Genomic DNA, 19,382 nt, shown 5'->3' on the forward strand with positions numbered 1-19,382 from the left:
GCTGCATGTCCATGCGCACATGGACGGCGTCGGTGTGCAAAATTTTGCGCATCGCGCAATCTATTGCAGGCAAACGCTTTCATTCGACACGTGCCGCTTTCTCCCTCACTCCTCCGTCGCCTTCAGCTTGTAGTACAGGCTGCGCACCGAGATGCCCAGCCGTTTGGCCGCCTCCGTCTTGTTGCCGCCCGTCGCCCGCAGGGCCTGTTCGATGGCCGACCGTTCCGCCCGGCGGAGGAATTGCTCGAGCGTCCCTCCGGTCCACGTCAACGCCCCGCCCTGGTCCGCATGGCCCGGCGGAACCGGCGGCGTGTTGAGCAGCGGCAGGTGATGCGCCTCCAGGACCGTGTCGCTGTAGCGCATGTGGATCATCGCCCTGCCGATGGTGTTCTCCAGTTCGCGCACGTTCCCCGGCCAGTGGTAGCGCTGCAACAGCTCCACTGCGCCTTTGGCGATCTCCGTGACGTTCCGTCCAAACGCCTGGTTCTGCCGCTGAATGATGTGCATCGCCAACGCCTCGATGTCCTCCAGACGGTACCGCAGCGGCGGGATCACAATCGGGATCACGTTCAAGCGGTAGTACAGGTCTTCCCGGAACCGCCCCTCCGCGACCGCCTGCTCCAGGTTCACATGGGTGGCGGCAATCACGCGGACGTCGACAGGGATGGGCCGCGTTCCCCCCACGCGGACGATCTCCCGCTCCTGCAGGGCGCGCAGGACCTTCGCCTGGGTGGCCACCGACATCTCGCCGATCTCGTCGAGAAACAGCGTCCCCCCGTTGGCCTCCTCGAACAGCCCGCGCTTGCCGCCCTTCTTCGCCCCGGTGAACGCGCCCTCTTCGTAGCCGAACAGCTCGCTCTCCAGCAAACTGTCGGTCAGCGCCGCGCAGTTGACCCGCACGAACGGCTGGTACCGGCGGTCGCTGGCGTTGTGGATGGCGTGGGCGAACAGCTCCTTGCCCGTGCCCGATTCGCCGCGCAACAGTACCGTCGCCGGCGTCTGTGCAGCGCGTTTGGCCTGTTCGACCGCCAGGGCGATGGCCGGGCTCTTGCCCACAATCTCCTCGAAGGTGTACTTGGCCTGCATGGTGCGGATCAGCTTGTTGGCCCGCTCCAGCTCCTCAGTCAGGCGCTTGATCTCCGACACGTCGTGAATCACGCCGACGCTGCCGCGCAACTCCCCGCCGACGAGGATGGGCGCCACATCGACCAGGACCTCGCGGCGCATCGGGCCCACCTTCATCGGCACATTGCGCACCGGCTGCCGGGTGCGCAACACCTTGAGGTGCATGCTCTCCCCCTCCGCGATGTCCACGTCCGCAGGCTGGTTGAGGACCTGTTCCGGCCGCAGCCCCGTCAGGCGCGTGTAGGCCGGATTGATCAGCAGCCCCCGCCCGTCCTTGTCCACCACCGAGATCGCATCCTGGGTCGACTGAATGATGGCCTCCAGCAGCGTCTGCACCTCGCGCAGATTGGTCACCTCGGCGGCCAGAGCGCGCAGCTCGGTCACATCGCGGAACGTGGCGATGGCACCGACGATGCGCCCCTCGTCGTCGAACAGCGGCACCCGGTTGGTCACAATCTCAATCTCGCCCAGCTTCTGGACCTGGTTGAGTTCCTCCTTGCCGTGCACCAACACCTCCGCCAACCGGGAATTCGGGATCACGTCGGTCACGGGACGGCCCAGCACCTGGTCCCGGTTCCGTCCCAACAACCGCTCGGCCGCGGCGTTGCACAAGACGACGCGCGCCTCCCGGTCGACCCCAATCATGCCATCGTGGGTGGCCTCCACCACCCGCTCCAACTCCCGCCGCTGCGCCTGCAGCTGTCGGATCAACGCCATCTTGTCTTCGATGAACAGGGTGAAGAAGCGCAGCGCGGGTCCGCTGATCACCGTCGCACCGGGCACCAGTGCGAGCAGGTCTGCGTACACCTCCGGCTGCCCGGTCACCTCCAGCACCACGTCCACCGGCTCCGGGAGCCGCGCCAGCACGCGCCGGTAGTCCCGGCCCACGGTCAACCCCAACGCCCGGGCCAACTGCATCCCCGGCGCGTCTTCGCGCAGGTCGATCACGGCGTCGATGACCACCTCGGGGTGATCCGCCAACGCCTCAATCCACCGCCGTCCGCCGCGGCCTCCCCCGACAATCACCACGTGAATCACGGCCATCCCTCCGGTGCGATTGTATCACGGGGCAAGCGGGACCGGGTGCGTGCCATTGTGTGCTATGATGGAAGGGACGACGGGAACAAAGGGGAACGTGCGCCATGCGGCACCTGATGGCGTGGGCGGTGTTGATTGCCGTCTTCCTGTTTGCGGGTTGGGGGCTCAATCTGTTCCGCGAGGCGATGGAGCGTTGGCTGGCGTTCGGGCACGCGGCCGACCTGGTCTGGATGTTGGCGGGATTGGCCGCCGCCTTCGCCGGCACGGCCTTTCTCGGGGGATTCGTCTATTACCGCGACAAGAAGCGGAACAAACTTACGCGCGAGGGGTGGCGCGGCCGGCCCGTCCAGCGGCGCAAGCGGCCCGAACAGGGGTGACCGGCGGGAAGGCGGCCACCCTCCGGCGGACGCCCCGTCCGGCCGGGGGACCGTCAGGCCTGGGCGTCCGTGCGCTGGAACACGCCGCTCTTGCCGCCCGCCTTGTACACCAACGCAATCTGTTCAATGACCATGCCGCGGTCCACGGCTTTGCACATGTCGTAGACCGTCAGCGCGGCGACGCTGCAAGCCGTGAGCGCCTCCATCTCGACGCCGGTCCGGTACGTGGTCCGAACCGCCGCCTCGATGCGGAGCACCGCACCCGCCCCCGCGGCGTCCTCCCAAGCGGTCTTGACCCGCACACCCGAAATGGGGATGGGATGGCACAAGGGGATGAGATCGGGCGTCCGTTTCGCCGCCATGACGCCAGCCAACTCGGCGACGGCGAGCACATCCCCTTTGACCATCCGGCCCTGCTCAATCTTCTCGCGCGTCGAGGCCTGCATCCGGATACGGGCCTCGGCCACCGCTTCACGCGCGGTCTCGGGCTTGTCCGAGACGTCGACCATGCGCGGGCGGCCGGCCTCGTCGAAATGTGTCAACGTTTCATGGGAATCTGTCAAGCTCACCGACCTCCCACGGGTTGTCGCTGTCATGCAGCGCGTCACACCCATGGTATCACACCCAATCAGAGGAGGGGGTCCCGTGACCTTCACCGTTCACCTCTTCGCCGGCCTTGCGGAAATCGCCGGGCCAGCCGTCACCATCGAGCTCGGCCCGCCGGCCACTGCGGGGGAAATTCGCCGGGCGCTTCAACAGCGCCTTCCCCAGTTGGCGTCCGACCTCGAACACGCGCTCATCGCCGTCAACCAACAGTACGCAGACGATGACCAGGTCGTGTCGGATGGCGACGAGATCGCCCTCATCCCGCCCGTCGGGGGCGGGAGCGACGACGGACCAGGATCCATCGTCCTCACCGACCAGCCCCTCGACGTCGGCCAGGCGTACCAGTACCTCGTGGACACCCGCTGCGGCGGGACCGTCCTGTTCGTCGGCACCGTACGGGAGTGGACCAAGGGGAGGCAGACGGTCTACCTCGAGTACGAAGCGTACCGGGACATGGCCCTTCGCCAGATGCGGGCCATCGCCGAGGACGTCTGCCGCCGCTGGCCCGGCGTCATTCCCTTGCAATGGCACCGCGTCGGACGACTTCACCCCGCCGACATCGCCGTGATCTGCGCCGCCGCCGCTCCCCATCGAGGCACCGCGTTCGAAGCCGCCCGGGAGCTGATTGAACGGCTGAAAAAGGAAGTCCCGATTTGGAAGAAGGAGATCTACGCCGATGGCGAAGCGGTGTGGCAGGCGAACCGCCCGTGACGGGCGGCGCCGCTACACCGCACGCCACTGCACCACCCCGTCCGCGTTCGTTTCGCTCACCACCCGCCCCTCCGCTTCCAACCAGTCCAGAAATCCGAGGGTCTCGGACAGGATCAGCTGCAGTTGATCCCTGTGGCGGGGGAAATACGTGTTCGCAAGGGTATACGCCGTCGCGCCCGGATGGGCTTGCACCAGGTCGAAAAACTGATCGCGGCGCCGCTCCTGTTCCCGCAGCCTCCGGTCGACGAGCGCGCCGGGATGGTCGAACGGATCGCCGTGTCCGGGATACACGGTACCGAGGTCGAGCCTGCGCAGCTGCTGAAGGCTTTCCCGGTATTGCAACAGGCTCCGGGTGCGCGGCGCCAGGTCCCCGCGCTCATGTCCGGGTTCCGGTTCGATAAACGCATTGGAAGAGACGTGCGGAAGCAGTTGGTCGCCGCCGATGAAGATCCCCGCCTTGCGGTTCCACAGCGCGATGGCGGCTTGGGCGTGTCCCGGCACCTCCAGCACCTCGAAATCGGGCATCAGAGGAAAGACATCCCCCTCCCGAAGCGGATGAGAGACGACCGACCGGTCGTTCCATTTTGACATCAAAAAAAGCTCCTTCAAACAGCGCTCCAGTTCCGGTTCCGGCGTCCCCATCATGCGATGCAGCCGCCGAAAGAACGCGGATCGGTAGTCGTCGGAGGCACCCCCCGGCTGCAGCCACGCCTCCACCCCCCGATGCGCATACACCGGCACGCCGAGCCGGGCGAACGCGCCGGACTGCCCCACGTGATCCACATGGCCATGCGTCAACACCACGGCGGACAACGCGTCAGCGCGCACACCGGCCTCCTCCAAGGCTTGCTCGAGCGCATCTCGGGCGGGCCCCCAACGCGGACCACAGTCGACCAACACGCGCCGATCTCCATCTTCCACCAAATAGGCATTCACGGTGCCGACCGGAAACGGCGTCGGCAGTTCCAGCCTGTGAACGCGCAACGTCTGAACCGCCATCTGGATCACCACCCTTCTTTTCCTCATGATACGGGATGGATCCCGCTGGCGCAATTCACCAGCCTTTCTTCTAAACGCGGGCTCGTCCTCATAGAGTGATTGTAATCCGGACGGCGAGGACCGCGTGGAAGGAGGATCCCTGTGCATACACCGAATCGCGCCATCCGTACCGAGGCCATCCGCTGGCTGTGCACCATCGCCGCCGTCGTGCTGTTGGCCGCCGCCTGTGTCTGCAGCACGATGCTGCTGTACGGCGGAGGGTCATGGGCCACCGCCGCCGAGTTGGAGGCATCTCACCTGGCGGGCGTGGAGGTTCGGGAACTGGTGGGGACGACGGCCTATCTTCGCTCCGACACGCCCGATGCGCCGACGCTGTGGCAGGCGGCGGCACGCGTCCTGCACCTGCCGCTGGCCGACCCGGTGCAGATGCTCGGCGCCCAACTGCCGCAGCCGGCCCAGTCGAGGAGCCCGTCCCCCAATCAGGCCAGCCTGCTCGCGCCCATCGACGCGTGGGAGTCGGGGACGGACCACATCGTCCTCGGATGGATCCCGTACAACACCGCCAGCCGAACGATTCAGATGATGAAGGACAATCCCGATGTCAACGTCATCAGCCCAGGATGGTTGACCCTCACATCCGCCAAAGGCGACCTGCGCAACCGCGCGCAGAACACGGTCGTTCAATATGCCCACGACCACCACACATCCGTGTGGGCGATGTTTGACAACCAATTTGACGCCGCCCTGACACACGCCGTCCTGGCGGACGACAGCGTCCGCCGGCGCGTAGTCCAACAGGTGGCCGCCGCCGTCCGCCAGGATGGCCTGGATGGCGTCAACGTCGATTTTGAGAATGTGCGCACGGACGACCGGGATCGATTCACGCAGTTCATCCAGGAGCTGCACGCCGCGCTCACCCCAATGCACGCCGTCCTGTCCGTCGACGTCACCCCGGACATCGCGTTCCTGCGCGACGACGCCGCGTTCTTCCACGCAGGGCTCGCCGCGTCGTGCGACTACGTCGTTCTGATGGCCTACGACGAACACTGGGGTGGAGATCCGGATCCGGGCCCGGTTGCGGACGTGCCGTGGGTCACACAGGCGGTCGACGACCTCCTCGGCACCGGCGTGCCGGCAGGAAAGATCCTCCTCGGGCTGCCGTTTTACACCGAATTCTGGCACCGCCACCGCGACGGGACGGTCACGAGCACCCCGGTGGCGACGCCCAACATCCAGCCCGCCCTGCAACGGCAACACGCCAAGTCCACCTGGGACGATGCGCTCGGCGTGGCGTATGCCCGCTACCCGGCCGACGACGGATACGTCGAAGTGTGGTATGAGACGGACGAGACGATGCAGCGAAAACTGGCGCTGGTCAGTGACCGGGGCTTGGCTGGCGTCGCCATCTGGTCGCTCGCCCTGTCGGACCAACAGACGGGGTCCGGCTTGGCCGAAGCCCTCCGGCAGGCGCTCTCTTAGCGGGGCAACGAGGAGGATTGGGTGGATCCCATGCGACGCCATCTCCTCACGGGACATCCACCGCCATCACCGTCACCGTGAACCGGAGGCATCCCCGCCGGAACGGACGCCTTCCCAATCCGCCACCGCCCCTTTCAGCCGTTCCAACTCGGCCTGCAACTGGTTCTGCCTGCGAAGCAGGGTGAACACGTAGATCAGCGTGCCGCCCCATACCACGGCCGACACCGCCCACAGAAAACCGAGGTGTTGCATCCGCTCACCGTCCCCTTTCTTCCCGCAACCGCAGGCCCCGCACGGCTTGCCCCAGCCGGAGGATCTCCAACTTCTGCCATGCGCCGCGCGCCCGCAGCCACAGGAGCAACAGATACAGCAAGAAAAAGCTCAGGAATCCGAACATGAGCGTACCCGCCATGGAGGGGGGCATGTGGAACCCGCTGTCATCCACGACGGAAGGGTGGATGGACCGCCACCAGGTCACCGACATGTGGATGATGGGCACATCAATGAAGGCGATGATGGCGTACGCAGCCGAAATCTTCGCCCGCCGCTCGAACCCGGTCAGGGTGGCGCGCAGCAGCAGGTACCCGGCATACAGGAACCAGAGGATGAGCGTCGTCGTCAGGCGCGGATCCCACGTCCACCAGGTGTTCCAAATGGGGCGTGCCCACAACGACCCGGTGACCAGGGTGATGGTGGTGTACACCAACCCAATCTCGGCCGAGCAGGCCGACACCACATCCCACCGTTCCCCTCCACGCAACAACAGCCCCAGCGCGGCCACGAACGTGACAAAAAACGCACACAACGCCGTCCACGCGCTGGCGACGTGAAAATACATGATCCGCACCAGGTCCCCCATCTGTTGTTCAGGGGGCGACCAGATGAGCGCGAGGTACAGGAATGCAAATCCGAGCGCGCCCGCCACCCCCGCGAGCCACCAAGACCATCGGTTCATGTCAGCCCTCCATCACCCATTCATAGACCAGCCACGGTACCACCAACATCGCCGCGATGTACCCCAACACGTCTGCGACCCACACCCGCGGGTGCCCGAGGGTGGGTTCCAGGGCGTAGGCGGTGAGCCGCACCACGCCGATGAACAGCGGGATCGCCAACGGAAACAACAACAGCGGCGTCAGCACGTCGCGCAGGCGCGTATGGGCCGTCAGGGCTGCGACGAAGGTGGCTACCCCGCCCAGTCCCAGGGCACCCGCCCCCAGGGCGAACGCGAACAGACCGGGCTGCGCCGGTGGGGGCGGGTTGAGCAGCAGAAACCAGGCCGCCGCCATCACCAACCCGCTCGCAGCGATGAACAGGCTGACGCTCACCCAACGGGCGTAAAAGATCATGCTGCGATCCACCGGGGCCAGCAGGACCCCCTCGCCGCCGCCCCACTCCTGATCTTTGAAATCATGCCGGTGGACCCCGACGGTGGCGGCGTAGAAGATGTCGAGCCACAACACGCCGGAGACCCACTCCGCCGGGAGGTGCTCGGCGGCGTCGAGCGCGATGCCGGTGACAAACACCAGCAGCACCCCGAAGCTGGCACTCGCGGCGAAAAACTGAGGCCGGCGCGCCTCGATGCGCACATCCCGCCACAACAGGTGCAAAAACGCCCGCCAACCGGTCACGCGACCACCACCAGCCGGCCCCACCTCAAGGTTAGGCGGACATCCGGCCGCCACTCGGACGCGGTGTCATGCATCACCGCGAACACAGCCGTCCCCCGGCTCACGGTCTCATCCAACCAACCTGCGACGGATCGGCGGCCTTCCAGGTCCAACCCGTCCAGCGGCTCGTCCAACAAAAGCACCGCCGGTTCGTGGATCAGCGCCCGCGCCACCGCCAGGCGCTGGCGCATGCCCTTGGAGTAGTGACGGACGAGCGTCCTCCCGGCGTCTTCCAGGCCGGCGCGTTCCAGCCACCGCCGCGCCGCCTGGCGAGCGTCCCGGACTCCGTACAGACCCGCAAAGAGACGTAGATTCTCCTCGCCGGTCAGATCGCCGTACACCATCGGCTGCTGCAAGACCACCCCGATGTGCCGGCGCCCGCGGGGATCGAGCGGCGCACCGTTCCACAGGACGCGCCCGCGGGTGGGGCGGGACAGCCCCGCCATGATGCGCAACAGAGTGGTCTTCCCGCTGCCGTTGGGCGCGGACAGCAGATACCGGCAACCGGGCGCTAGCGTAAAATCGATCTCCTCGAGCACGGGGCGCAGGTCGAACGCTTTGGACACCCCTTCCAAGGCCAGCACGCTATTCCCTCCCGCCCGGAGCCTGCGCGCGCAGCGCCAAAATCCGCCGCTTCAGCGCCGCCCGCCGCCTTTCATAGGACGCCGCGTCCACGTCCCCGTTCTCGTAGGCGCGCTCCAGTTGAATCCAGGCCGCCCACGCCGCCTCCTCGTCCTGGGGTCGGGAGGACGGGCCGCCGCGCGTGCTTCTTCGAATGCTGACGAGGCCCACCGCCATGACGAAGGCGGCCACGGCGAGATTGCCCACCGCCTCCATGGCGTTGGCCCGTTGGCTGTGATCCAATCCGATGACCGGCAGGCCCCCTGTATCCAATCCGGTCGTCGGCGCCGGCATCACCTGCACCTGCAGAGGCCAGTCCGCGTCCTCCGGCACCCCCAGACGCGTGAAGACGCGAAAGGTCGTACCGGAGATGTCGACGGTGCGCGTCCCTGTCAACACGTCCTCGGCGGAGAGGGACACCTCCCCCTCCGGGACGTAGACCAAGGCCTGATCGACCGCATAGTCGGCGTGCCAGCGGATCGATTCGGCCATGCCGGGCATCGGCAGCCGGTACGTCACCGTCACCTGAAATGACCCATTGGATGGCGCAGTCCCCGTCACGCCGACGGCCGAGCCCTCCACCTGGGCACGGAGCCCGGCGGGCGCCTGGACGGACACGTCCGACGACTGTTCCGGCAGCGTGAAGCGCGCGTTCACCGAGCGCCCGTCCGTCCGCAGGTCGAGCGCCTCCATCACCCGGACGGTGTGTTCCACCGGTGCCGGGATCAAGAAGAGTTGCATCTGGGCCACCCGCAACGATTCGGCTGCGGCGGCTTCCGTTGACAGCATCAGCACACTGAACGCGCCCACCAGGGCAGCACCCCAACCACGCCATGGACCCATCGGCACTCGCCTCACCCTTCGCCCACGCGCGCGCCACGCACCGCCTCTTGCAATTCCCGCTCAAGCCGCGCGCGCAATTGCGCTTCCACCGCTTCCTCCCGCCGGGCGGCCGTCCAGAGTGCCCGCTTCTGTCGGTGGTAGTCGTCCCCGTCCAATTTTCCCATCTTCCAATCATACTCCAGTTCGGCCATCTGCTGATACAACCCTTCCAGAGCGGAGGGGACCCCGGTGACAGACCAGGCCTGGCGCCGGGCCCGCTCCGGCCACAGGCTCACCAGCGTCCCGAGGATCAACCCGTATCCGCCGAACCAGATCCACTGCACCAACGGGTTGACGTGCAGGTCGAAGATGGCGATATCCCCTTGGCTGGGCGAGGTCCCGAGCAATACGGCGTACAGGTCCTGCATCGGGCGCGAGTACAGCGCGACGTTGGTGGTCGGCTGTTGCCCGTCGCTGTAGAACGTCGCGGACGGCCGCAGAACGCCCAGGGTGCGCCCGCCGGAGCTGACCACCAAATTGGCGTACATGTCGCGCGACACCGTGCCCGGGGTCACCCCCATACCGGTGAAGGTCAGGTGGAAGGCCCCGATGTCGGCCGACTCACCCGGTCGCAACTGCACCTGCGCATCCAGGTGGCAGGTGCCGGACGCCGCGATGCCGACGGCCATCACCGCCACCGAGGCGTGCACCAGGTATCCGCCGTACCGGCGGCGCTGGTTCGACACCAGACGCACCAGGCAAGTCCACGCACCGTCCCCGGTCATCTGCATGCGGGCGCGGACGCCCTGGACGAACTCAAACGCGACCGTCCACAGGTTGAACAGCGCTGCCGCCACCGCCAACGTGCCGAGCAGGCTCCAGCGGTGATACACCGCTTCCAGCGCGGCGGCGGTCGCCGTTCCGCCCAAGGCCGCCACCGCGAGAGGCACCGCGACGGCGCGGACGACGCCCTGCACGCTGGCCCGGCGCCAGGCCACCAGCGGACCGACGCCCATGAGGAACAGCACGCACACCGCCAGGGGCATGTTGACCGTGTTGTAAAACGGCGCATCCACCATCATCCGGCGCCCGCCCAATGCTTCCGACACCACGGGGAACAGGGTCCCCCACAACACGGCGAACGCGCTGCCGAGGAACAGCACGTTGTTGAGCAGGAAGGCGGATTCCTTTGAGACGACCGCTTCCATCCGGCCGTTCGCCCGCAGCGCGGGCCAGCGCCAGACGATGAGGGCCGCCGCGACCGCAGCCGCCACGCCGAGGAACGACAGGAACCAGACGCCGAGGGGAGCGTTGGCGAAGGCGTGGATGCTCCACAGGACGCCGCTGCGCGTGAGGAACGTACCGAACAGCGTCAGCAGGAAGGTCAACGACACGAGCACCACGTTCCAGGCCTTGAGCAGCCCGCGTTTCTCCTGGACGATGGCCGAGTGCAGAAAAGCCGTCGCCGTCAGCCAGGGCAACAGCGACGCGTTTTCCACCGGGTCCCACGCCCAATAGCCGCCCCAGCCGAGTTCTTCGTACGACCAGTGCGCGCCGTAGACGATCCCGATGCTGAGAAACAACCACGACACCAAGGTCCACCGGCGCGTGACCTTCAACCACACGGCATCCGTGCGGCCGAGCCACAGCCCGGCGACCGCGTATGCGAACGGGATGGCGAAGCCGATGTACCCCAGATAGAGATTCACCGGATGGACCGTCATCCCCGGATTCTGCAGCAGCGGATTCAGCCCGCTCGGAGGCATCGGGTGATCCAGACGGACAAACGGATTCGCCTTCAGATTGAGCAGCAGCGCGTAAAACAACGTGATGCAGGACAGCACGAAGGACACAATCGGCAGCATGCGCTCGCTGTCCTCGTGCCGCGCCCCGACCACCACCGCCCCGTACAGGGTGAGCACCAGCGACCAGAACAGGAGTGAACCCGCGTTGCCTCCCCAAAACGCGGCGATGCGGTACACCAGCGGCAATCCCGGGCCGGTGTAGGACGCCACATACGGATAGGTGTAGTCGCCCGTTACCAGCAGGCGGATCAGCGCCGCCGACGCGGTGGCGGCACAGAGAAATACCCATCCCTGCGCCAGGCGGCTGGCCGTCCGCCAACGCCGGCTGCCCGTGCACGCGGCCAAGGTATGGATGGCCAACGCGGCCAGGACGGAAACCAGCAGCAAACGGATGGCGGCTTGTCCGATGAGCCCTGTCAACACGGCGCAACCTCCCCGCCACCCGTCACGCGGACGGTGCGGCTGTGTACGTCTGCTCCTTGGCCTGATACTTGGAAGGGCACTTGATGAGCAGCTTGCTGGCCTCGAACTGCCCGCTTGCGTTCAGCTTTCCGGTCACCACCACCGGCCAATCGTTGCTGAAATCGTCCGGGCGGTCGCCGTGGAACACCACCGGCAGCGGTTTCGACTGCGCGTCGTCGCGCATCTCGAACTGAAGCAACCGCTTGCTTGGGTCCCACTGGACGGTGGACCCGACGATGTTGCCGCTGACGGTGGCCTCCTTTCCGATGGCCTGGGCGCCTTGACCGTACAGCTCGCCGACGGTCAGATAATAGGTCGCCGCCTTTGTGACCGCCGTCTGAATCAACAAGCCGATCACCGCGGCGACGACGACCAACACCGCAATCAACTTCACGCGGGTGGATACGCTCACGTCCCCGACTTCCCCTCGCGAAAAGTCCAAGATTACAGAAATCCTCGCAGCCGCCGCGCCACGCGGGATGCCGCCGCATCCGCCGCATCCGGCGGCGCGGCCTCATGGACGACGGGCACCGTGTCCGGGCCCGGGCGGGCGTCCCGCGCCGAATCGCTCCCCTCACCGGGCCTGTCCCGTGTCGGCGCGGTGCGGCGCGCGACGGTCCAGCCCATCGCCCCGAGCAATACGGCCAATCCCGCGACGGGTGCCGTCCACGCGAGGGCCCCCCAGCCGCTGAAGCGCGGCGCCGCGTATACGTCCGGTCCGTACTCCGCCTCCATCTGCGCCACGATCTCGCGCGGCGAACGCCCGGCCAAGAGCCCCTGCTGGATCTCGTAGCGCATGTGCTGTGCCACCGCGTCGGTCGAGGCCGCGGCGGTGATGGTGTCCTGTTCCCCCGGTACGCGCAGTTGCGACGCGACGGCGAGCACCTGCTGCTGGAGGCTCTGCGGCGCCCTCGCCCGCATCCATGCGCCGGCGGCCAGTGCCGCAAGCCAGCCCGCGCACAGAACGCCCAGCGCCGCAGCGAGACGCCCTCGGTGGTTCAAGGCGGACCCTCCCGGAACGGCATCGGTAAAATTCAAACATTTACTCCTGGGACCAGTATACAACACACGCCCTCATGCACTCCACCGAACCAGGCCCCCGGCGGTGTGACAGATTCCCGACAGACGCCACATCAAACCTTGCCCAGCTTCGAGCCGCGCTGGAACTTCTCCAGGAGGTCGGAATCAAAGCTGGTGATGTTCCGGCGCTTGCGGTCCGCCTCCCGTTTCGCGATGTCGATGAGTTCCGTCAGGAGCTGCTTGTACGGCATCCCCGCCGGCTCCCACAGATAAAAGGCGAGAGATCCCGGGATGGTGTTGATCTCGTTGACGAAGATCTGGTGGTCCTCCGTCAGGAGAAAGTCGACGCGAACCACGCCCCGTGCCTGCACCGCGTGAAACGCCTGCTGCGCGAGCGCCTGCACCCGCTCCGTCACCTCGTCCGGCAGCCGGGCCGGGATCTCGCGGGAGGCGCCGGTCCCCTTGTTGAAGTTGCCGCGGATGTACTTGTCGTCGTACGTGAGAAATTTCTCCCACGACAGCGGACGTTCGCACAAGGAGGCGCGCGACGCCGTCTCGTCGCCAATGACCGACACGTTCACCTCAATCGGGCGCTCCACGCCCTGCTCGACGAGGATACGGGTGTCGTAGTGTTGGGCGATCTCGATGGCCTGCCGGAGCTCGGCTTCGTTTTCCGCGCGCGAGATCCCCACCGACGACCCCAGGTTGCACGGCTTGACAAACATCGGATAGGAGAGATTGGCCTCGAGTCGCGCCACCACGGCGTCCGGATCGCGCTCCCACGCCTCACGCGTAAACCACTCGTACGGGACCACCGGAATGCCGCATCCCCGGAACACCGATTTCATCACAATCTTGTCCATGCCCACCGCGGAGCCCACCACGCCCGCGCTGGTGTACGGAACGCCGGTCAATTCAAGAAAGCCCTGCAGCGCGCCGTCCTCCCCGTACGTCCCGTGCAGCGCCGGGATGACCGCATCCACGCGCACCTCCTGCACTTCAGGCGTCTTCGCCTTCGCGAACCATCCCCTGCGCTCCGCAGGCTCTTGGGACTCCAGCCGCAACACGTTGCCCGGCACCGGTTCCCAGTGCACCCGGTACGCCGCACGCAGGGTGGAATCCAAGCGATCCTTACGGAACGACTCCACCTTGGTGAACTCCGGATGGGAGTACCACACCCCGTCCTTGGTGATGTACACGGGCAACGGCGTGAACCGCTGCGGGTCCAGGTTCTCCATCACCTGCAGGCCCGTCACCACCGAGACCTCGTGCTCCACCGAGCGGCCGCCGAAGATCACCGCGATTGTCTCCATCTGGATGCCCTCCTGTCCGTCAATCCCGCCAGTTCCCCGCGATCAACCGCGCTCCAAGTGGTCCGGCAGGTCATTTTCAAACAGCACCACGTCGCCGGGCGCCAAGCGTGTGAGGTGCTTTGCCTGCGCCTCCGCAAGCGACGCCGCCAACAGGATGCGTTCCTCCGGGAACCCGGCCTCACGCAGGCCCGCCAACATGGCGGCTTGATTCAGGCGCCCGACCAGCACCACGTGGTCGCACACCGCGGCCATACGCCGCCCGAACTCCCGATGCACCGCTTCGCTTTCCGCCCCCAGTTCCACCATCCCCGGGGTCACCACCCACTTGCGCCGGCCTTCGAACTGGGCCAGGACCTCGAGCGCCGCAGCGGCGCCGTCCGGGTTCGAATTGAACGCATCGTCGATGACGAGCACTCCGTTGCCGGGGTCAATCAGTTGCAAACGATGTTCCACCGGCTCAATCCGCTCGATTCCGCGGGCGATCTCCTCCAGGTCGAGTCCCATCCGCCGCGCCAGCAGAGCCGCGCCGACGATGTTGAGGACATTGTGCTGGCCGAGCAGGCGGGTGCGGCAAGACACCTCGCCGTCACCCGGCAGCACCAGGACGAACTGGGTGCCCTGTGCCCCGACGGTGATGTCGCGGGCGTAGGCGGCCAGGTGATCCGCTTCGCGCAATCCGTAAAACAGCACCGGCCGGTCCAAGGTGCGCGCCTCCCGCAGGCAGTGCGGGTTGTCGCCATTGACGACGCACACCCCGGCAGGGGAGGTGCCCCGTGCGAGATCGAATTTCGTCCGGGCGATGGCGTCTATCGATCCGAACGTCTCCAAATGCGCTGGCCCGACAGCGGTGATGATGGAGAAATCCGGCTCCACCAAACGCACCAGTTCGCGGATGTCTCCCTTGTGGCGCGCGCCCATCTCGGCGATGAACACCTGGTGATGCGCCTCCAGGTCGCCGTTGACCACCTTGCAGATCCCCATGGGCGTATTGTAGCTGCCCGGCGTCGCCAGAACGTCGTACTTGGCCCCGAGGATGGCGGCGAGGATGAACTTGGTGCTCGTCTTCCCGTAGCTGCCCGTGACACCCACCACCCGCAGCTGATTGAGCTGCTTGAGTTGGCGAATCCGCTGGTTGGCCCGCCGCTTGTATCGCGCCTGCACCGCGGCTTCCAACGGTTTCGTCAACACCAGCACCATGGCGGCGTTGACCACCGCGAGAGCGGCGGGGGCGCCCACCAGAACGGGAACCCATCCCGCGGCGGCAACCGCCTCGGCCGCGCCGAGCACCAGGTACGCGGCGGCAAGCCGTTTCGCGCGTGCCGTCCACACCAGCGGGAGCTTCATGTTCTCCCGCTCGCGCCGCCAATTCATCGCCGACCAGACGCCGGCGGCAATCGTCAAGGCGGCGGTGCCCCACAACACGGCCAGCCAGCCCGTCGCCGCGGCGATGGCGTCCACCACCGCCAGCCCCCACAGGAGCAAGTCCGGCATCTGCCCCGTGCGGCGCAGGTGATGCCGTATGTACCCCTGCACCTGATAACTCTCCCGTTGCGCGTAATAAACCAGCGGCGCCGTCCTGGCCAGGAGCCAGCACCAGCCGCAGACGGCCGCCACCCAGATGACCGCTTGAAACATGATCAAGAACTCCCTAGATAAAAGTGTTTGACAATCTTGTTGAATGACCCCAGTTGGTCCAAATAGCTGAAGTGTCCCGCGTCCTTCAGGACCACCAGCCCCGCGTCCGGGATCCATCGCTCCATGATTTTCCCGTCGCGCACCGGCGTGGCGGTGTCGTTTTCCCCCCAGATCAGGAGCGTCGGGCTCTGAATTCGCGGAAGGAGGCTGTCCAGGTGTTGATTGACCACCCGCACCATGATGTTCCGCATGGCGCCCGCCTCCTGATAATCGCGCGACCCGAACCGCGCGTAGAGCTTTTGCAACCGCTCGTCACTGCGCGGTCCCAACAACCCCCATTGGTACAGTTTCTTGCATGTCTTGAACGTGTACACTTTTACATAGTACTGAAGCGACCGCTTCGGTTTCACGCCGGCGGCGTTGACCAGGGTGATCTTGTCAACCACCTCCGGATGGTGCGCCGCCAGCCAAATGGTCACCTTGCCGCCGAACGAGTGAGCGATCACGTGCGTCTTCTCGATGCCCAGCGCCTTCAGGAACTTGTACACACACTCCGCGTACTCCCCCACGCCCCAGACGGCGGGCGGCTGCGTGCTCTCGCCAAAGCCCGGAAAATCGATGGCGATCACGCGGAACCACTGGAAGAACGTCTGATAGACAGGCAAGAAACTCTTCGCGCTGCCGCCCCAACCGTGCAGGAACAGCATCGGAGGCCCCTGTCCATCGATGTCGTACGCGATTGTGACGCCGTCAATGTCGATGTGCGCTCGCAACCATTGCCACCCCTTCTGTGCCATCGCCCAGGCATCTATACGCACGAACTGCCGATAGTGTACCACAGGCCGGCCGGGTCCGTCTCCGGGCTGGACGGCCAGCGGCGGTGTGGCGAAGTCTTCCAGACGCCGGCTTACGCCGTCCACCCCTGCGTGCCGCTTCCCCCTTTCCGGTGTGAAACGGTAGAATGGACCCATCTGGAGAAGTCCGGAATCCGCAATCAAGGAGGCCGATGATGCATCCACCACATCCGCATGGGGTGAACGAGGAGGCGAACGCGAAAGGGGTCCGTGAAGGGGAACAGGTCCAGGCCGTTCTGATGGACCTCTATCGCCGCATGTACGCAGCGTTTGGGGACCGCGGATGGTGGCCCGCGGAGACGGCGGAAGAAGTCGTCATCGGCGCCATCCTCGTGCAGAGCGTCGCCTGGTCCAACGTGGTCAAAGCCATCGGCCGTCTGCGCGAGCGTGGTCTCCTTGGCTTGGAAGCCCTGCATGCGGCCCCGGTGGAGGTGGTGGCCGAATGCGTGGTCCCCACCCGCTATTACCGGGCCAAGGCGCAAAAATTGAAGGCGTTCGCCGCCCACGTCCACGAACGCCACGGCGGCAGCCTGGAGCGGATGTTTGAACAGGACACCGATGCCTTGCGGGAGGAGCTGCTGTCCATCTACGGGATCGGCCCGGAGACAGCGGACGACATCCTCCTGTACGCGGCGGGGAAGCGTTCCTTCGTGATCGACGCGTACACCAAGCGCATCTTTTCCCGCCTCGGACTGGTGGACGAGCGCATCGGCTATGAGCCCCTGCGCGCCTGGTTCATGCGCCACCTGCCGGCCGACGTCGCCCTTTACAACAACTATCACGCGCTCATCGACGCCATCGGACACCATTTCTGCAGCGCACGGAGGCCGGCGTGCGCCTCCTGTCCGCTGTTGCCCGTGTGCCGGTATGCATCATCCCAGGCGGCCGATGCACAGCCAGCCGTGTGAAACGGCTTGTCCCCTCGCCTGTACGAAGACGGCGCGGGCGGTGCATCCCCCGCGCCGCGCAGGTGATCTTCAACAGACCTGCGTCGTCGTGCATGTCGTCACATTGTAATTGTACGGGATCAACAGAATGAACAGCACGAAGATGATGAGGAACACAATCGCCCAGCGCGTGTATCCCCAGAACCAGCCGTCGTACATCACCGCTCACCTCCCGTGCGTACACTGCCCGTTCCATCGGTCAACTGACGGCTGCCGGCCAGGCGGGGATCAACAGGAAGAACAGCACGAAGATGATCAGGAACACGACCGCCCAACGGGTGTAGCCCCCGAACACACCGTACATCTTCATTCCCCCCTTCCCATGCGGCATGTTGTACTGTACGTGCGACCGCCCGCCGGTTGGGGCGGTGAATGTCCCATGAAGGTCGCCCATTTTCGCCCAAAGGGGGGTGTCCACCGTTCCTCAACGAGGTCTGAAGCAAGGGTTGCGAATCGGCTCGGTTCGAAGAAGATCACTTCCCACGCTCTTCTGTCTCATGCCGGGGTTTTCTTCTTCGCTGATACGCCCAGTGATAACAGAAAGTCGTCAGAATCAAATACAGAAGGAGCGCTTTCGAAGCTGAATCTGGGTGGCTCTGCAAGTTTACGATGGCATTCAACACCGTCCCCGCACACAAGGCACCCAAGCATTGCAAGACGATGCCACGAAAGTTGCCTTGTGCCCAATCCCATACAACCGCCGTGAGAATCAAGATGGTGGTCAATATTTCGCCGTATACGACGTTCACCCTGAGTGCTCTCCCTTCGATTCCTCAGCTTCAGAGGCTATGCGCGGGCGACGGGAGCCAGGAATGTCGCCATGACCACACCTGGGTGCCGCCAGCTCTCGATCCATCCTCTTACAGGTTTCGTTTCATATGATTTTCATATGATTTTGACTCAAGTGCAAGACCGTTTCCAACCGGCTTTGTTCGGCAGTCCGTACTGCCTTCTCGGCCAGGCCGATACACACTTTGTTCCAGAGAACGGTGGATCATCGAGGGAGAAGTTCGTACAATTCAGGAAAGCGTATTTTGGGTTTCGAGGTGCGGGACATGGCATACCAAGTGATGAAGATCACGGGCGACGTCTTTGGTATCGCGCTCTGGGATTCCTCTTGGAACTCGTACAACAACTGCTATCTCATCAAACGATCCGGGGCGTTCATCTTGATTGACTGTGGCAAGGAAGAACAGAGCCACGAACTCATGGCTGCGCTGTCGCAAATCGGTGTTGATCGGGAACATATTCGTGTGCTGATTGCCACCCATGGACATAAAGATCACACGGGTGCGAGCCACTTGTTCACCCTTGCGGAGAAATGGATTCACGTCCACGATGCGGTACGCTTGTCCCCCAAACAGCAGGAAGAATTCCAAAAGATGGATTCCTGTACAGGCGAAATCCGTGGACTCTCCTTCACTTTATTGGGGCACCACACCGAAGGTTCCATCGCATTATATGACCCCGCCACCCACTGCCTGTTCTGTGGAGATCATATCTGCTTCTTCGGCGAGAAACTCCCTCAAGAGGGACTCCTTACATTCGGTGCGCACCTGCGCGTCAAAACCCGTGAATTTGTAACGGCCTGGTCTCAAAATCAGGAAGATCGCCACAAATACCGATTCGATGTCTTCGTCCAAGGACTCCAGCTATTATCGTCGTACAAAGAGATTGAGTTTCTGGCGACCGGTCACGGTCCCGTGCTACGTACCCAAATTCACGACTTCCTGAACAGCCTGGTGTCGGCGACGGACAACCCCACCACGTGAACGACCGCTTTAGAACCAGGGCATGCTACACCATCGAGACACCATCGACGTATCCCGGCAGTTCCCTTACAAGGTGGGCCATCGTCTGTTCAGAATACGATTCCGGATTCCGCCTTGCGTTGGCCA

At 65.0% G+C, this 19,382-nt stretch carries 20 protein-coding genes; 5 read left to right on the plus strand and 15 right to left on the minus strand.

Annotated elements, in window-relative coordinates; translation table 11 throughout:
• Nucleotides 1-105 precede the first annotated feature (105 nt).
• Complete coding sequence (locus tag BM357_RS13690; RefSeq protein WP_074954640.1) at nt 106-2,160, minus strand: sigma-54 interaction domain-containing protein; 2,055 nt, start codon at nt 2,158-2,160, stop codon at nt 106-108.
• 107 nt (nt 2,161-2,267) lie between these two features.
• Here BM357_RS13690 and BM357_RS13695 point away from each other — a divergent pair, with 107 nt between their 5' ends.
• Nucleotides 2,268-2,540: a DUF2627 family protein gene (locus BM357_RS13695; RefSeq protein WP_074954540.1), complete on the plus strand. Its 273-nt coding sequence runs from the start codon at nt 2,268-2,270 to the stop codon at nt 2,538-2,540.
• Between the two features lie 53 nt (nt 2,541-2,593).
• Here the strand turns inward: BM357_RS13695 and moaC are convergent, their stop codons facing one another.
• Nucleotides 2,594-3,103, minus strand: a complete 510-nt coding sequence (gene moaC, locus BM357_RS13700; RefSeq protein ID WP_281245604.1) for a cyclic pyranopterin monophosphate synthase MoaC — start codon at nt 3,101-3,103, stop codon at nt 2,594-2,596.
• An 82-nt stretch (nt 3,104-3,185) separates the two neighbouring features.
• Here moaC and BM357_RS13705 point away from each other — a divergent pair, with 82 nt between their 5' ends.
• Nucleotides 3,186-3,857, plus strand: a complete 672-nt coding sequence (locus BM357_RS13705) for a molybdenum cofactor biosynthesis protein MoaE (RefSeq protein WP_074954543.1) — start codon at nt 3,186-3,188, stop codon at nt 3,855-3,857.
• Nucleotides 3,858-3,869: 12 nt separating this feature from the next.
• Here the strand turns inward: BM357_RS13705 and BM357_RS13710 are convergent, their stop codons facing one another.
• Nucleotides 3,870-4,856: an MBL fold metallo-hydrolase gene (locus tag BM357_RS13710; protein ID WP_175511539.1), complete on the minus strand. Its 987-nt coding sequence runs from the start codon at nt 4,854-4,856 to the stop codon at nt 3,870-3,872.
• A 141-nt stretch (nt 4,857-4,997) separates the two neighbouring features.
• Here BM357_RS13710 and BM357_RS13715 point away from each other — a divergent pair, with 141 nt between their 5' ends.
• A complete protein-coding gene (locus BM357_RS13715; RefSeq protein ID WP_074954549.1) occupies nt 4,998-6,335 on the plus strand; it encodes a glycosyl hydrolase family 18 protein in 1,338 nt (445 codons plus the stop codon).
• 72 nt (nt 6,336-6,407) lie between these two features.
• Here the strand turns inward: BM357_RS13715 and BM357_RS13720 are convergent, their stop codons facing one another.
• The 11 genes from BM357_RS13720 to BM357_RS13770 all read right to left on the minus strand — a co-directional run bounded on the left by BM357_RS13720 (nt 6,408) and on the right by BM357_RS13770 (nt 16,603).
• Nucleotides 6,408-6,587 (minus strand): CcmD family protein, encoded by a 180-nt coding sequence (locus BM357_RS13720; protein WP_074954551.1) that lies wholly within the window; start codon nt 6,585-6,587, stop codon nt 6,408-6,410.
• A gap of 4 nt (nt 6,588-6,591) precedes the next feature.
• The gene (locus tag BM357_RS13725) at nt 6,592-7,290 is read right to left on the minus strand and encodes a cytochrome c biogenesis protein (RefSeq protein WP_074954554.1); all 699 of its coding nucleotides are present in this window, start codon (nt 7,288-7,290) and stop codon (nt 6,592-6,594) included.
• 1 nt (nt 7,291) lies between these two features.
• Nucleotides 7,292-7,966 (minus strand): heme exporter protein CcmB, encoded by a 675-nt coding sequence (locus BM357_RS13730; protein ID WP_074954558.1) that lies wholly within the window; start codon nt 7,964-7,966, stop codon nt 7,292-7,294.
• A complete protein-coding gene (locus BM357_RS13735; RefSeq protein WP_074954560.1) occupies nt 7,963-8,589 on the minus strand; it encodes an ABC transporter ATP-binding protein in 627 nt (208 codons plus the stop codon). The genes BM357_RS13730 and BM357_RS13735 overlap by 4 nt, the downstream gene beginning before the upstream one ends.
• Before the next feature lies 1 nt (nt 8,590).
• Nucleotides 8,591-9,469, minus strand: coding sequence for a hypothetical protein (locus tag BM357_RS13740; RefSeq protein WP_139234729.1), 879 nt, complete (start codon nt 9,467-9,469; stop codon nt 8,591-8,593).
• A gap of 11 nt (nt 9,470-9,480) precedes the next feature.
• On the minus strand, nt 9,481-11,676 hold the full coding sequence (locus BM357_RS13745) for a heme lyase CcmF/NrfE family subunit (RefSeq protein WP_074954565.1): 2,196 nt from the start codon (nt 11,674-11,676) through the stop codon (nt 9,481-9,483).
• A 22-nt stretch (nt 11,677-11,698) separates the two neighbouring features.
• A complete protein-coding gene (locus tag BM357_RS13750; RefSeq protein ID WP_175511540.1) occupies nt 11,699-12,127 on the minus strand; it encodes a cytochrome c maturation protein CcmE in 429 nt (142 codons plus the stop codon).
• 32 nt (nt 12,128-12,159) lie between these two features.
• A complete protein-coding gene (locus BM357_RS13755; RefSeq protein WP_074954568.1) occupies nt 12,160-12,717 on the minus strand; it encodes a cytochrome c-type biogenesis protein in 558 nt (185 codons plus the stop codon).
• 131 nt (nt 12,718-12,848) lie between these two features.
• Nucleotides 12,849-14,048: a D-alanine--D-alanine ligase family protein gene (locus tag BM357_RS13760; protein ID WP_074954571.1), complete on the minus strand. Its 1,200-nt coding sequence runs from the start codon at nt 14,046-14,048 to the stop codon at nt 12,849-12,851.
• Between the two features lie 42 nt (nt 14,049-14,090).
• The gene (locus BM357_RS13765; RefSeq protein WP_074954574.1) at nt 14,091-15,683 is read right to left on the minus strand and encodes a UDP-N-acetylmuramoyl-tripeptide--D-alanyl-D-alanine ligase; all 1,593 of its coding nucleotides are present in this window, start codon (nt 15,681-15,683) and stop codon (nt 14,091-14,093) included.
• 2 nt (nt 15,684-15,685) lie between these two features.
• On the minus strand, nt 15,686-16,603 hold the full coding sequence (locus BM357_RS13770; protein ID WP_245783998.1) for an alpha/beta fold hydrolase: 918 nt from the start codon (nt 16,601-16,603) through the stop codon (nt 15,686-15,688).
• 89 nt (nt 16,604-16,692) lie between these two features.
• Between BM357_RS13770 and BM357_RS13775 the strand changes: the two genes are divergently transcribed.
• Complete coding sequence (locus tag BM357_RS13775) at nt 16,693-17,445, plus strand: endonuclease III domain-containing protein (RefSeq protein ID WP_083430526.1); 753 nt, start codon at nt 16,693-16,695, stop codon at nt 17,443-17,445.
• Between the two features lie 69 nt (nt 17,446-17,514).
• Here the strand turns inward: BM357_RS13775 and BM357_RS20500 are convergent, their stop codons facing one another.
• Nucleotides 17,515-17,643 carry a hypothetical protein gene (locus BM357_RS20500; RefSeq protein ID WP_281245605.1) on the minus strand — a complete coding sequence of 43 codons (129 nt, stop codon included), beginning with the start codon at nt 17,641-17,643 and terminating at the stop codon, nt 17,515-17,517.
• Nucleotides 17,644-18,539: 896 nt separating this feature from the next.
• Here BM357_RS20500 and BM357_RS13785 point away from each other — a divergent pair.
• Nucleotides 18,540-19,256, plus strand: a complete 717-nt coding sequence (locus tag BM357_RS13785) for an MBL fold metallo-hydrolase (protein ID WP_074954653.1) — start codon at nt 18,540-18,542, stop codon at nt 19,254-19,256.
• Nucleotides 19,257-19,382 lie beyond the last annotated feature (126 nt).

Origin of the sequence: Paenalicyclobacillus macrosporangiidus, assembly GCF_900116805.1 — a bacterium.
Classification (GTDB): Bacteria; Bacillota; Bacilli; order Alicyclobacillales; family Alicyclobacillaceae; genus Alicyclobacillus_H; species Alicyclobacillus_H macrosporangiidus.